The organism is Sorangium sp. So ce296 (assembly GCF_051529605.1).
In the GTDB taxonomy this organism is placed as follows: Bacteria; Myxococcota_A; Polyangia; order Polyangiales; family Polyangiaceae; genus Sorangium; species Sorangium cellulosum_D.
Window position 1 is genome coordinate 7,536,309 of record NZ_CP150325.1, and the last position, 14,967, is coordinate 7,551,275.

Genomic DNA, 14,967 nt, shown 5'->3' on the forward strand with positions numbered 1-14,967 from the left:
CGTGTTCCTCAAGCACACCACCGAGCGGGGCTTCTGCGCCCTCGGCACGGTGAAAAGCAACATCGGTCACCTGGAAGCCGCCGCGGGGATCGCGGGGCTCACCAAGCTGCTGCTCCAGCTCGAGCGCCGCCAGATCGCCCCGTCCCTCCACGCGGACCGCCTGAACGAGGATCTCCAGCTCGACACCACGCCGTTCTACGTCGCGCGGCGCCTCGCCGCGTGGCGCCCGGCCGACGGGGCGCCGCGGCGGGCGGGCTTGAGCTCGTTCGGCGCGGGCGGCGTGAACGCCCACGTCATCGTCGAGGAGGCCCCAGCCGACCTGCGCCCGGCGGCGCGCGCGCCGCTCCCGACGGTCGCGGTGCTCTCGGCCAAGAGCGACCGCGCCCTCCACGCCTATGCGGAGGCGCTCCTCGGCCACGTGCGCCGCCGCCGCGACGCCATCGCCGTCGAGGACGTCGCGTACACCCTCCAGGTCGGACGCCAGCCGATGAGCGCACGCCTCGCGATCGTCGTGAGCAGCCTCGACGAGCTGGAGCGGGGCCTCGAGGGCTTCCTCGCCGGGCGCCACGGCGACGTGGAGTGGGTCTCGGGCCAGGTCATCAAGAACGGACCGCGCTCGGGGTCGCTCCTCGAGGGCGAAGAGGGGATGGCCTCCCTGCGCGAAGCGCTCGAGAACCGGCGGGTCTCCAAGCTTGCTCGCCTGTGGGTCGAGGGGGGGCCGGTCGACTGGAGCCTGCTCTACGCGGGCGCGACGCCGCGGCGCATCCCGCTCCCCACGTACCCCTTCGAGCGGAAGCGGTACTGGATCACGACGGTCGATGCTCCGCTCCCGCCCGCTGGCGCGAGCGCGGAGCGGGGGGCGAGGCCGCTGCCTTTCCCGTTCGAGCGTGTCCCTGCCGCCCCCGGCGCCCACAGCTTCCGTGTGGAGCTCCGCGGGGACGAGTTCTATCTCCGCGATCACCTCATCGACGGCCGACCCGTGCTGCCGGGCGTCACCCTCCTCGAGATGGCCCGGGCCGCGGGCGAGCTCCTGGAGGGCAAGCCCGTCCGGCGGCTCCGCCAGGTGGTCTGGGTCAAGCCGATCGCCCTCGACGGTGCTCCGCGCCAGATCGAGGTCGTCCTCCGCCCGGATGGGCCCGGGGCGACCTTCGAGGTGCGCTCGTCGCACGGCGGGACCACGGAGATCCACGCCCAGGGGCGGCTCGAGGTCGGCCTGCAGGCGCCGGCGGTCGCGCAGCCCTCCGTCGACCTCCGCGCCATCGAGCGCCGCTGCCCGCGCCACCGGTCCGCCCAGGAGTGCTACCCCGAGCAGGGCGCGGACAGGGCCGCGGTGCGGATCGGCCCGAGCCTCCGCTCCATCGTCGGGCTGCGGAGCGGCGACCGGGAGGCGCTCGCCGAGCTCGCGCTGCCTGCTCACCTCGAGGCGGAGTCCGACGGGTTCTTCCTGCACCCCGCGCTCCTCGACGGCGCGGTGCAGCTCGTGGTGAGCTTCGGCGGGGACGCCGGGACCGGGCTCCGCTGGCTCTTCTTCCCGTTCTCCATCGACGCGGTCGAGATCTTCCGGCCGTTCCCGCGCCGCGCGTACGCGCACGCGCGGCTCGTCCAGGGGGGGACGCTGGAGGAGACCTCCCTCATCAAGCTGGACATCGAGATCGTCGGCGAAGAGGGCACGCCCCTGGCGAAGCTCGCGGGGGCCGCCTTCCGCGTGGTCGATCGAGAGCTCGGCAAGGAGCGGCGCGCGCGCGCCGCCACGGACGCGGGGATCCTCTACTGCACGCCGGCGTGGGTGCCCTCGCCGCTGCCCGCTCCCGCGGACCGTCGCGAGGTGCCGGGGCCCGTCCTGCTCCTCGACGTGGACGGCGCCCTCCACGGCGCGCTCCAGCGGCGCATCGACGGCGGAGGCGGCCCGCAGGCGCCGGTCGTGCTCGTCCATCCCGGGTCCACGTTCGCGCGGACGGGCGAGAGCACCTTCACCGTCGCGCCGGGAGACGCCGGGAGCTTCCGCCAGCTCGTCGACGCGCTCGCGGCGCGCGGCCTCCTGCCACGGAGCGTCGTGTGCGCGTGGGGCGAAGACCGCCCCGATCTGGACGAGGGCGGGCTCCGGGCCGGCCTCGAGTCGGGCCTGTACACCCTCTCTGCGCTGAGCCAGGCGCTCGCCGCGCAGAAGGGCCAGCCGGTCCATCTCCTCCACGTCCACCGCGCGCTGGACGCCGGGCCGCGACCCGAGGCTGACGCCCTCGCGAGCTGGGTCGTCTCGGCCAACCTCGAGGGCCCCGGGCGCATGGCCAAGGCGCTGACGATCGTGGGCTCGCCCTCGCCGTCGGAGCTCGCCGAGATCGTCTGCGCCGAGCTCGCCCCGGAGAGCCGCGGCGATGCCGTCGTCCGGATCGAGGGCGGCGCGCGGTGGGTCCGGAGCCTCTGCGCCAGCGACCCGCGCGGGGATCTCCTCGAGGGGCAGGGCGCCCTCCGGCGCGGGGGCGTGGTCCTCCTCGCGGGGGGGGCCGGCGCGCTCGGCCGGATCTTCGCGCGCCACCTTGCCGAGAGCGCCGGCGCGAGGCTCGTCCTCGTCGGCAGATCGGCCCCGGCGGAGCGCCATCAGCGGCAGATCGAGTCGCTCCGGGCGCTCGGCGCCGAGGCGATCTACGTGCAAGCCGACCTCGCTCGTCGCGACGACGTCGTGGCGGCGGTCGAGCAGGCGCGGGCGCGGTTCGGCGACATCCACGGCGTCATCCACGCGGCCGGCGTCCTCACCGAGGGGTACGTGGCCGAGCGCCCGCGGAGCGCGATCGAGGAGGTCGTCGCCGCCAAGGTGCTCGGGGCGCTGCACCTCGACGCGGCGACGCGCGACGAGCCGCTCGACTTCTTCGTGACGTTCTCGTCCACGGCGGCGGAGCTCGGAGGCCCCGCACAGGCCGACTATGCCTTCGCGAACGGCTTCCTGGATCGCTTCGCAGCGCTCCGGGAGGAGGCCCGGAAGAAGGGGCAGCGCGCTGGCAGGACGCGGTCCATCGGGTGGTCTCCCTGGGAGGTGGGCGCCTTCGACGCGAGCGTCACCGAGTGGCTGCGCCGCACCATCGGCCTCGAGCCCCTCGCCGCCGGCGCAGGGACCGAGGCGTTCGCGTGGGCGCTCTCGGCCCCGTGGGCGCAGGTGGTCGTGTTCTCCGGAGATCGCGAGAGGATCGCGCGGTACGTGAGCGACAGGCAGCTCCACGCGCCGGGGGCCGGCGCGGCGCGCGCGGCGATCTCCAGGGCCGCTGCCTCACCGGCGCCGGGCGCCGCGGGCGCGCGGGCAGCGGATGCCGCGGGCGCGCCGGCTCCGGACGCCGACAGCCGGATGGCCGCGCTCGGCCGTGAGCTCCTCGACGTGGCGGCGCAGCTCCTCAAGCAGGACCCGTCGGAGATGGACATCGAGACGGAGCTCAACGAGTACGGGTTCGAGTCGATCAGCCTCATCGAGTTCACCAACTCCATCAACCGGCGGTACGGCGTCGAGCTGATGCCGACGGCGTTCTTCGAGCATCGGACGTTCGGCGCGCTGGCGAGGCACCTCCTCGACACCTTCCCCGCCGCCCTCGCCGCTCGGCCCACCGCGGGCCCCGAGCCTCCGGCGCGCGCCGAGGCGAGACCCGTCGAGAAGCGCCCGGGCGAGCGCCCGCAAGCTCCCATCGCAGTCGCCGCGCCGCCGCCCTCGCCGCGCGCTACGCCGGTCGCTGCGCCTTTGCCGCGCGCCACGCCGGTCGCTGCGCCTTTGCCGGACGCCGAGCCGGTCGCCGTGTTCGCTGCGGCGCCGCGCGTCGAGCCGGTCGCCCTGTCCGCTGCGGCGCTTCGCGCCGAGCCGGTCGCGATCGTGGGCATCAGCGGCGCGATGCCGAGCTCCGAGGACCTCCAGGCCTTCTGGGAGAACCTCCGCGCCGGGCGCGCGCTCATCACCGAGGCGCCAGCGTCCCGCTGGCGCTGGCAGGACCACGGTGAGGCGTCGCGGTGGGGCGGCTTCATGCCCTCGGTGGACCAGTTCGATCCGCTGTTCTTCGGGATCTCGCCCCGAGAGGCCGCCCTCATGGATCCGCAGCACCGGCTGCTGCTGGAGCACACGTGGAAGGCCATCGAGGACGCGGGGCACAGGCCGTCCGACCTCGCGGGGACGCGCACCGCCGTCTTCATCGGCGTGATGAACGCCGACTACGCGCAGATCGTGAAGGAGCGCCTCCGGGAGATGGAGGCGCACGCGCCCATCGGCAATTCCCTCTGCATGCTCCCGAACAGGATCTCGTACTTCTTCGACCTGAGCGGCCCGAGCCAGCCGGTGGACACCGGCTGCTCGAGCGCGACCATCGCGGTCCATCGGGCGATCAAGGCGATCCAGGACGACGGGTGCGAGATGGCGATCGCCGGCGGCGTGAACGTCATGCTGAGCCCGATGCAGAGCCTGTTCTTCGCGAAGGCAGGCGTGCTGAGCCGGGATCACCGCTGCCGCGCGTTCGATAAGGGCGCCACGGGCATGGTGCGCGGGGAGGGCGTGGGCGCGCTCCTGCTGAAGCCGCTCTCCCGGGCGCTCGCGGACGGCAACCCCATCTACGCCGTCATCCGCGCGAGCGGAGAGAACCACGGCGGGCGCGCGCGCTCGCTCACCGCGCCGAACCCGCTCGCGCAGGCCGATCTCGTCGCCCAGGTCCACGAGGCCGCGGGCACCGATCCAGCGGCCGTCGGGTACATCGAGGCCCACGGCACCGGGACGGCCATCGGCGATCCCATCGAGGTCGACGGGCTCAGGAAGGCGTTCGACCGGCTGTACCGGTCCAGGGGCAAGCGCGCCGACGCGCCGCACATCGGGCTCGCGTCGGTCAAGAGCAACGTCGGGCACCTCGAGCCGGCGGCGGGCATCGCGTCGATATTCAAGGTGCTCCTCGCGCTCAAGCACCGCTTCCTCCCGGCGACCCTGCACTTCGAGGAGCTGAATCCGTTCATCAAGCTCGACGGGACGCCGTTCTACATCCTCGACAGGGCGCGCCCGTGGGAGGCCCCGCGCGACGCCGCAGGCCGCGCGCTGCCGAGGGTCGCGGGCGTGAGCTCCTTCGGGATGGGCGGCGCCAACGCCCACCTGGTGCTCGAGGAGCACCGCGTCGAGCGCCGGCCGGCAGCCTCCGCCGCGGACACCCCGCAGCTCGTCGTCCTCTCGGCGAAGTCCGAGGACCGGCTCAAGGCGTACGCGGAGCTCCTGCTCGCGTTCCTCGGCGAGGACGACGAGGCGACGCTCGAGGAGATCGCGTACACCTTCCAGGTCGGTCGCGAGCCGATGGAGTGGCGCTTCGCGACGGTCGTACCGAACAAGCAGGCGCTCTTCCGCCGGCTCCGCCAGTTCCTCCGGGGCGACGGCGGCGGGAGCGAGTACTTCTGCGGCGCCGCGACCGGATCCGCTCACGCGCGCGCGACGGCTCCGCGCGACGCGCTCGACGAGGCGCAGCCGGACGCGCGTCGGCTCGAGTCGCTGGCGCTCGCCTGGACGCAGGGCGCCGCCGTGGAGCTCGCGCAGCTCCACCCGACGCCGCCGCGCCGCGTCTCGCTGCCGACCTACCCGTTTGCCCGCATCCGCTGCTGGCTAGACGAGGACGGCTCCAGCCTGATCGACGCGGCGCCGCCGCGAGCGACCTCGGCCGGGGCGCTCCCCGCGGCCGAGCCGACGGAGGCGGCGCTGGAGGACGACGTGGGCGGGCGAGGCGGCCGCGAAAACGGCGCCCACGGCGCGAGCCAGCCGGCCGAGGCGGACCGGAACGAGCAAAGCGCTGCCGGGGAGCCGGCGCCCACGGCCGCCGATGCCGGCCCGCCCGCGGCGGCCCATGGCGGCCCGCCCGCGGCGACCCGGGAGGGCCTCCTGCAGCAGCTCCGGCGGATCGCGTCGGAGCAGCTCGGGATCGGCCCGGACCTGCTCCTCGAGGACGAGCCGCTCGCGAAGTTCGGCATGGACTCCATCAACCTCGCGACGTTCCTCGGGCGGCTGGGCCAGGAGTTCGGGCTCACCCTCGATCCCACGGCCTTCCTGGAGCACCCGACGCTGCGGTCGATCGCGCAGCACCTCGAGGAGCGGCTGCCCGCGCACCGCGCGGCGGCCGAGGCGCCCGCGCGGCCGCCCCAGAACGCCCGGCCGGCGCTGGCGCCGGAGGTCGCCGTGTTCAACGCGAAGGGCACGAGGCCGCCGTCGTTCTGGGTCCCGGGCTCCTACGGCTTCGTCGAGTCGTTCATCAGCCTCGCGTCGGCGCTCGGGCCTGACTACCCCGTCTATTCCTTCCGGGCGCGAGGCAACGACGGCAAGCGAATGCCCTTCGCGCGGCTCGAGGAGATGGCGGCGTACTACGCGGATCAGGTGAAGGCGATCCATCCCCGCGGGCCGTACGTGCTCGGCGGGTACTCCTATGGCGGCCTGGTGGCGCTCGAGATGGCGCAGATCCTCGCGCGCCGCGGCCTGCGCGTCGGGAAGCTCGTCCTGCTCGACGCCTACCCGCCCACCGAGCCGATCTACCGGATCATGCGCGACCCGAAGCACAACTTCGAGATCAAGCTCGTCCTGGCGAACTACCTCACCGGTCATGGAGAGTGGAGCCAGGTCATCCAGCGTGAGGATCTCGACGGCGTACCGCCGCGGTTGCACCTCGCTCACCTCGCCTCGCTCGTGGCCGAGCGCGGGCGCACGCGCATGTCGCGCGACGACATCTTCGCCTATCTCCAGGGAGCGACCGAGGTGAGCGAGTATGCAGCGGAGTCGTACGCCACCTACCGCCCGTCCCCGTATGACGCCTCGGACGTGCTGTATTTCCGATCGCAGGAGGGCGCCGACGACTACATCGGCGGGTATGACTACGTCCGTCCCTGGGAGGATATCGTCCGCTCCAGGCTCCGGGTCATCGCGTGTCCGGTGAAGCACGCGGACATGACGGGTGAGCGCGCGCTCGAGATCATCCTGGGGCCGCTCAAGGCGGCGCTCTCGGAGCACGAGGTCCGCGTCGCCGCGCCCGCGGCGGAGCTGTCGTGAGCGCGCAGCCCCTCTCCCCCGGCGGCCCCGAGCCGCTCGATCGCCTCGCGGACGAGGCGCCCCGTGAGGCGCTCCTGCGCACCCGCCAGGAGATGGTGACGCTCTCGTACATCGCCTATACCGGCATGCTGGGGAGCGCTGGATTCCAGGCCAGCCGGCTCCACGCGGAACTGCTGCGCCTGCTCGGCGAGCTCCCGCCGGTCCGAGATCGCTGGAGGCTCGTCTGGGGGCCGGCGGTCGACTCGCTGGCCGTGGGCTTGCTCCCCTTCGATCACATGCTCTTCGCGGTCGAGGACCCCGGCGACGAGCACCGGGTCACCGTCGTGGTCCGCGGGACGAACCCCGTCTCCCTGATCACGATGCTCTTCGAGGTGGGCGCCGTCTACCAGCAGCGCCCGTGGCCTTACGGGAAGCCGAGCCGCGAGCTCCAGCCGAAGATCTCGGTGGGCGTCGACCGCGCGCTCAGGGCGCTCCTGCGCCTGCGCGCGGCGCGCGGGGCGCCGGGCGCGGGCGACACGCTCCTCGAGTTCCTCCGGCGCCGCGTCGCCGGGGCGCGCGGGCAGGTCTCGATCGCCACGACCGGGCACAGCCTCGGCGGCGCCCTGGCCTCGACGCTGGCGCTCTGCCTCGCCGATCTGCAGGGGAGCGACGGGATCGCCGAGGATCTGCGCTGGGATCCGGAAGGCAGGGCGGTCGTCTCGACGACCCCGATCGCCGGCCTCTCCGCCGGCAACCTCGATTTCGCGCTCTACTCGGACGCGCGGCTCCGCGCGCGCTGCGACAGGCTGGTCAACGCGCTCGACGTCACGCCGCTCTCCTATGCGGCCGAGGATCTCGGGCGCCTCCAGCGCCTCTACGAGCCCGGCATCCGGACCCCGTCGCTCTTCTGGTGGCTGGCGCAGCGGGCCCTCCGCCGCATGGAGCGCGCCGGCGTGAGCTACCGGCAGATCTGCCGAGACGCGGAGCCGCTCAGGGGCACGGTCCGGGAGGGGCGCCGCAGCTTCCTCGCCGAGATGGCCTGGCAACACACGATAGGTTATCTTGAGCTGCTCGGCCTGCGCGGGACGATCGACGCCATGGCCATCCTGCGCGGGCGTCCGGTCGGCGGAGGGACCCCAGGGGCGTAGGCGTCGCCTCTGCCTTCGCGATCCACAGCGTTTCATGGAAGCTGCGATGCCCCACTCCCCCGTCGAACGCGCCGGTCTTGCGAGGTCGCCATCCATCAGCCCGTGCCGCGAGCTGCGGCGCGCCGGGCAGGTCCTTTCTGTGGAGTGATATGACGCGACAGGTATATCGTCACGCGATCGTGATTGGTGGCAGCATGGCCGGGATGGTCACGGCGCGCGCCATCAAGGACCATTTCGAGCGGATCACCATCGTCGAGCGCGATCGGTTCCCGGAGGGGCCGGAGCCCCGGAAGGGGGTGCCCCAGAGCAGGCACGTCCACTTCGTCTTGATCCGCGGCCGGAGGGAGCTCGAGCGGCTCTTCCCCAGGCTCGCCGCGGATCTGGAGAAGGAGGGCGCGGTCTCCTTCGACTACGGCCGCGGCGCCGCCGTCTTCAACAAGGGCAAGACGATGGCGCGGTTCGACTCGGACCTCATCGTGCGCGGGTGCACGAGGCCGCTCATCGACTGGCACATCCATCGCTATCTCGAGGAGTCGCCCGGCATCTCGTTCCTCGAGGGGGTGAACGTGCTGGGGCTCGCGGCGGGGCCTGACGGGCGCACGGTCACCGGCGTGCGGTGCTCGACCAGCGATGGCGGGGAGCAGGTCCTCACGGCGGATCTGGTCGTGGACGCGAGCGGCCGCCAGTCCCGCGCCGGATCGTGGCTGACGGCGCTCGGCTTCGACGCCCCCACTGAGACGGTCATCGACAGCGCGCTGACGTACGCGTGCCGGTTGTACGCTCCGAAGCCCGGCTTTCAGCCCGATTGGAAGCTGCTCTCGACCGTCCCGCGCGCGCCCGATCAGCCGCGGAGCGGCGCCATCTTCACCGTCGAGGGCAACCGGTGGCTCGTGTGCCTCGCGTCGATGGGCGAGGATCACCCGCCGACCGACGACGCGGGGTTCCTCGAGTTCGCGCGCTCGCTCCCGGTCGCCAAGGTCCATGAGAGCCTCATGAACGCGGAGCCCCTGGGGCCCATCTACCGCAGCGGATCCACGGAGAACCGGCTCTATCACTACGAGAAGCTGCGCCGCTTCCCCGAGAGCTTCGTCCTCGTCGGCGACTCGGTGTGCGCCGTGAACCCGCTGTATGGCCAAGGCATCACCAACGCCACGCTGGGCGCGCTCGCGCTCGCCGAGGAGCTCACCCGGCAGCGCGATCGCCGGCCGCAGGGCGACCTCCAGGGGCTCGGGGCTCGGTTCCAGAAGCGGCTGGCGCGGCTGAACAAGGACGTGTGGATGCGCGCGACCGGCGCCGACGGGGCATGGCCCCAAACCCGTGGCCTGAAGCGGCCGGGCAGCCCCCTGCGGGACGCGCCGAAGCGAGCCCTCCGGGCATATGCCGATCTCCTGCTCGAGGTCGCGGCGAGCCAGCCGGAGGTCGCGCGCCTCCTGGTGGAGGTCGGCCACATGGTCCGTCCGTCCTATGACGTCCTCAGGCCGGGGCCGCTCCTCCGGGTGCTCGTCCACCGGCTCCGCGCGCATCAGCCTGCATGATCCGCGGGCGCCGGCCGCGCGCGCCGGCGCCCCTCTGCGGAACGCTCAGCCCGAGCTCAGGGCCACGCGCAGCGACACCATGTCGCGCATCTGCGGATTCGGACGGAACTCCGGCTCGACGTCGATGAGGCGGGGATTCTTGGACCGATCGAGCAGCGCGCCCACGGCCACGTTCAGCTCCAGGCGGGCGAGCGGGGCGCCCAGGCAATAATGCGGGCCGACGCCGAACACGAGGGAGCCCGTGTTGTCGCGGCGCATGTCGAACACCTCGGGATCCGGGTAGACCTCCGGGTCGTGCAGCGCGGCGCTCACGATCGGATGGACGCGGTGCCCCTTCGGGATCGTCACGCCGCGGATCTCGACGTCCTCGAGCGCGTAGCGGGGCAGCGTACCGAATTTCATGAAGGGGTTGTGCCGGAGCGACTCGTCGATCGCCCCCTTGAGCAGCGCGCGATCCGCGAGGACGGCCTGGAGCACGTCGGGCTGCCGGAGCAGCTCGAACACGGCGAAGCAGAGCCCGTGCACGGTCGTGTCCGAGCCGGCGATGAGCAGCCCGATGATGATCCCCATGAGCTGGTCGATGGTCAGCCGATCTCCCGCCTCCTCCGCCCGGATGAGATCGGATAGCAGGTCATCGGCGGGGTTGCTCCGGCGCAGCTCGATGAGGCGCACCAGCAGGCGCTTGCCCTCGAGTACGGTCGCGACGCACTGGGCGAGCTCGTCGCGCGCCCGCCAGGGGTTGAGGGCCTTGATCAGGGCGAGGGCGAACGCGCGGAACTCGACGTCCTCGTCGGCCGGGATGCCGAGGATGCTCCCCAGCACGCGGATCGGGAGCATCTCCGCGAAATCGTTGCGGACCTCGACCGTGCCCTCGCGCACCGCCGCGTCCAGCATGCTGTCGACGATGCCCTGCACCCTCTCTCGCATGCGCTCGATGGCCCGGGGGTTGAATGCCGGATTGACGAGCCTGCGCAGGCGGACGTGATCATCGGGCGGCGCGCCCGCGAGTCCCGAGCCGACGAGCCGGTAGAACTCCGCGATCGGGCCCTCCATCGGGGTCCGCTCCGCGTGGATCCAGTGGCGTGGGCTCACGCTGAACCGCCGGTCGCGCAGCACGAGCGCCACGTCCTCGTGCCGGGTCACCACCCAGGAGCGCCCGGCCTCCCACGAGTACACCGGCGCGTGCGTGCGCAGGTAGCTGTAGGTGGGAAACGGATCGCGAGCGAACTCGGCCGTTGTGGGATCGAACGTGAACTCGACGGCGGCCGCGGCGCCGACGGGAGGGGGGCTCATTGCGGACATCGGTCATTCTCCTTTGGACTGCTCGACCCTTCCGTCGCGCTGCCGCTCTTGATGCGTCGGAGCACGACCTGATCCCCCTGGGTGTTCTGCCAGATGACCTCATCCTCCTGGAGTGACAGGAGCGGATCGACGAGCTCCCTGCCGATGATGTCCTTGATGCTCGACTGCTCCACGTTGTAAAACAGCTTTCCTCCCACGAAGCGCCACGTGCCGCTGTTGTCGAACTGGGTGGCGACGCCGTCTTTCTCGACGGTCCCCCAGTTGCGGCACCTGCCGTTGCCGTAGAACTCCGAGAAGTACTTCCAGAGCAGCCCGTGGTTGATCTCCCTGTGGCATTCCCACAGGCCCACGAGGACTCTCGTTACCTCCGCGTCGTCAAATGTGGTCGTGGTCTCTTTCGACATGGATTCAGCTCCGTTCCGAAGGAATGTCGATTCCGAGCGTGGCTGTGCCTGAAGGGCTCGGGCGCAGGACGTGAAAAGGCTATTTCTCCCTTAGTCGAGCGATCTGACGCAATCAACCGTCCCGGATGCCCCCGCGTCGCGGGCGCGCTCCGCCGGCGGGCGGGGGTGACGCTACGGCCTCGAAGCGACCTCGCGGGCCACCTTGTCGAGGGAGCTCGGGTGCGCGCCGAACCGGGTGGCCAGCGTCAGGACGCGCCGCTCGTCGCCGAGGTGGTGCTTGATGAAGCTCGACAGGGTGCCCGAAGGGCCAGCGTCGATGTATCTGCGGACGCCGTGGGCCTCGAGCGCGTCGACGGCGCGCGGGAACACCGCCCGCGCCCGGCACGCCCGCCACAGGCTGTCCACATCCACCGCGCCCAGCCAGCCGCCCGCCGCGGTCGAGAAGATCGCGGCGCGCGGGGGCCTCAGCGTGAGCCGGCCGGCGAAGCGGCGAAACGGCGCCTCGATGCCGTCCATCGACGACGAGTGCAGGGCGTACCCGATCGGCAGCGGGAACGTGGCGACGCCGAGCGCCTTCAGCTTCCTGGACGCCTCGCTGATCTCGGGCGCGGGGCCGCTGACGACGAAGTGCCTCTGGAAGCTGATGCCAGCGAGCTCGCATCCGCGGAAGAGCGAGGGGTCGCGCTCGACGAGCTCGCTGCTGTCGAAGACCGCGAGCGTCGCGCCCGGCGGCGCGCGCTCCTCGAGGAGCCGCGCCTGCTCGATCGCCAGCGCGAGGCCGTCCTCCAGGCTGAGTGCGCCGGCGACCACCGCCGCCGTGTACTCGCCGATCCCGTACCCGAGCACGACGTCGGGGCGCACGCCGCGCGCCTCGAGCGCGCGCGTCAGCGCATAGCCGATGGCGAGCAGCGCTGGGTTCGAGTGGAGGACCCGGTCGAAGGGCCGGAACGGCTCGCTGCCCCGGTACAGGATGTCCACGAGCGAGCCGCCGAGGAGCGGCGCGACGAGCGCGGAGCACTGCTCGACGGCAGCACGGAACGTCGCCTCCTTCTCGTAGAGCTCGGCGCCCATCGCGAAGTACTGCGAGCCCTGGCCCGTGTAGAGGAAGACGAGGCCATCGCGCGGCGGCCGGGGTTGAGGCGCCGGAGGGGCGCCGGCGCGCGGCGGCTGCTCCGCGGCGCGAGGCGCCGCTGGCCGCGGCTCCTCGCGGGCCGGAGCGACGGGGCGGGCCGCGAGCGGCCCGGCCGGCGGCGGACCCTCGCCCGGCCCGGCGGCGGCGCGCAACGCGAAGGGCTCGACCTGCATCGGATCCTTGCGGATCTCGGCGATCATGCGGGCGAGCACCTCGCCTGGGCCGACCTCCTCGAACTGGGCCTCCGGGCAGGTGAGCAGGCGCGAGACCGTCTCGTACCAGCGCACGGGGCTGGCGATCTGCCGCACGAGAAGGGCGCGGATGGAGCGCTCGTCGTCGGGGTAGGGGCGCGCCGTGCAGTTGGCGATGACCGGGATCCGCGGCGGCGCGAAGCGGAAGCGCTCGAGGAAATCCCCGAACACCCGCTGCGCGGCCTGCATGTACCGGGTGTGAAACGCCGCGCTCACGTTCAGCGCCACGAAGCGCGCGCCCGCCTCGGTGAAGAGCGCGCCCGCCTTCGTGAGATCCGCTTTCGGCCCACCGATCACCGTCTGGCGCGAGCTGTTCAGGTTCGCGACGTCGATCCCGTCGAGGCCGGCGCGGTCGAGCATCTCGCGGATCCGCTCGGGCGGCAGGCCGAGCACCGCGGCCATGGTCCCCTCCTTGGCCTGGCTCATCAGCTCGCCGCGCCGCTGCACGAGGCGGACCCCGGTGGCGAAGTCGAACACCCCGGCCGCGAAGAGCGCGTTGTACTCGCCGAGGCTGTGTCCGGCCACGGCGTCGGGCGGCGCGCCGCCCTTGTCGAGGCGCGCGAGGTAGGCGAGCGCGTTCACCGCGAACAGGGCAGGCTGCGTGTACTGCGTTAGGCTGAGCTCGCTGCGCGGGTCCTCGAGGCACAGCGCGCGCAGCGAGTAGCCGAGGATCTCATCGGCCTCCGCCACGTGCTTCGGGTAAGCGTCGAACAGCTCCCTCCCCATCCCCTTGCGCTGGGACCCCTGCCCCGGGAACACGACGATCCTCGTCGGTCGCTGCACGGCCGCGGGCGGCCGCCCGCCCGTCCCGTTCATGCCAGCAGGCATCTTCCCGTTGATGCTGTGGTGCGCGGCGAGGTCCGCCGCGATCGAGCGCAGGACCTCTGTCCGCGCACCGCCGTTCACGAAGAAGTGATCTCCCTCCATCATCCGGAGCCGGAACGGCGCTGCGGTCAGCTCGGCCCACGCGCGCAGATCCTCGACGCTGGCGTGCGGATCGCGATCGCCGCCGAACGCGCTGATCGGGCAGCGGAGCGTCTCGCCGGGCCGGAAGACGTACGTCTCGAGCATGGTTAGATCCGCGCGCAGCGTCGGCAGGAATAGCTGCAGGAGGCCGGCGTCGTCCCTCACCACATCGGGGATGCCCCCGTAGGTGCCCTGCAGGGCGGCCACGAGCTGCGCGTCCGGCAGCCTGTGCAGATCCGGCGTCCGGCGCGGTACGTGCGGCGCCCCGCGGCCCGACACGAACAGGTGCGCGGGCTCCTTGCCGTGGCGCGCGCGGAGCTCGCGGGCGACCTCGAAGGCGAGCACCGTCCCCATGCTGTGGCCGAAGAGCGCAAACGGCCTGTCGAGCAGGGGGGCGATGGCCTCGACCAGCTCGTGCACGAGCGGCGCGAGCCGCTCGGCAGGCCTCTCCTTCACGCGGCCCTCGCGCCCGGGCAGCTGCACCGCGTGCACATCCACGCTGTCGGGCAGCTCCTCTGCCCACCTGAGGTACACCGAGGCGCCCTTGCCCGCGTAGGGAAAGCAGAAGAGCCGGAGGCGCGCCTGCGGGCGCGCGTGTCGGCGGAGGAACCAGAGGCTTGAGCTCCGGGATGCAGACACTTCGTGCACGTCGTTCATCCTGTCACCTGCGACCGCCCGACCCATCGACTCCGCGCGTGCGCGGCCGCCGTCGAGGCGATCCCATTCGCCATGAGGACGCGCAGCTCGCCGCGCATGTGCGCCGCGCCCCGCGAGGGTCCTCGGTTAACTGCCGTGGGGAGCTGCGGCGGCCGAGGAGCCTCGCGGCGGCGGTGCGCTCCGATTCCGCGCTCCGCACGTCGAGAGGCCGCGCCGCCTCGACCTCCTGGCCGGCGTCGATGCGCCACCCTGCGAAAGCGATTCTTCCGCTCTTCGATCGAGTCCTCGCCCAGCCGCGGCCCCTGCACCATGAGCCTCTGGCGCCCCCCGTCCGGCTCATCGCCCGCCAGCCGAGGCACAGCGCATTCGACGCTTCCTTAACATGGGTCCTCCCGTCGGACAAGCAGGGCCGAGCGCCCCGGCGCGGCGGTGATGCTGGACTGTCGGCAGCGGCGCAACGCGCGCGGTCCCCCCCGCGCCGCCATGCCGGGATCCGACCCGCGGCTCGCCCCGGCCCCGCTCTGTGCACCTGATGTGTTTCACGATGGTGTCATCTGCGCAGCGCTCTC

Annotated in this window: 6 protein-coding genes (1 of these 6 cut by a window edge); 3 read left to right on the forward strand and 3 right to left on the reverse strand. The window is 72.6% G+C overall.

Annotated features, from left to right (window positions below):
• From WME98_RS27925 to WME98_RS27935, 3 genes are all read left to right on the forward strand, one after another.
• Positions 1-7,024, forward strand: partial view of an SDR family NAD(P)-dependent oxidoreductase gene (locus WME98_RS27925; protein ID WP_437944754.1) — the 3' portion only. 4,841 nt of this gene lie to the left of the window's left edge; only the last 7,024 of its 11,865 coding nucleotides appear in the window; its start codon lies beyond the left edge, outside the window; it ends in the stop codon at positions 7,022-7,024.
• The gene (locus tag WME98_RS27930) at positions 7,021-8,151 is read left to right on the forward strand and encodes a lipase family protein (RefSeq protein ID WP_061622474.1); all 1,131 of its coding nucleotides are present in this window, start codon (positions 7,021-7,023) and stop codon (positions 8,149-8,151) included. The genes WME98_RS27925 and WME98_RS27930 overlap by 4 nt, the downstream gene beginning before the upstream one ends.
• 149 nt (positions 8,152-8,300) lie before the next feature.
• Complete coding sequence (locus WME98_RS27935) at positions 8,301-9,686, forward strand: hypothetical protein (protein WP_063823654.1); 1,386 nt, start codon at positions 8,301-8,303, stop codon at positions 9,684-9,686.
• Between the two features lie 45 nt (positions 9,687-9,731).
• Here WME98_RS27935 and WME98_RS27940 read toward each other — a convergent pair whose 3' ends face one another.
• From WME98_RS27940 to fabD, 3 genes are all read right to left on the reverse strand, one after another.
• Positions 9,732-10,988, reverse strand: coding sequence for a cytochrome P450 (locus WME98_RS27940; protein ID WP_063823653.1), 1,257 nt, complete (start codon positions 10,986-10,988; stop codon positions 9,732-9,734).
• Complete coding sequence (locus tag WME98_RS27945) at positions 10,976-11,338, reverse strand: hypothetical protein (protein WP_061622471.1); 363 nt, start codon at positions 11,336-11,338, stop codon at positions 10,976-10,978. Before WME98_RS27945 ends, WME98_RS27940 begins: the two co-directional genes overlap by 13 nt.
• Before the next feature lie 225 nt (positions 11,339-11,563).
• Positions 11,564-14,389 carry an ACP S-malonyltransferase gene (gene fabD, locus WME98_RS27950; RefSeq protein ID WP_437944758.1) on the reverse strand — a complete coding sequence of 942 codons (2,826 nt, stop codon included), beginning with the start codon at positions 14,387-14,389 and terminating at the stop codon, positions 11,564-11,566.
• Positions 14,390-14,967: the final 578 nt, after the last annotated feature.

What these genes read in the sequence shown, in the direction of transcription:
- WME98_RS27935 (WP_063823654.1), top strand. Translation starts at nt 8,301, where the DNA reads ATGACGCGACAGGTATATCGTCACGCGATCGTGATTGGTGGCAGCATG.
- WME98_RS27940 (WP_063823653.1), bottom strand. Translation starts at nt 10,988, where the DNA reads ATGTCCGCAATGAGCCCCCCTCCCGTCGGCGCCGCGGCCGCCGTCGAG.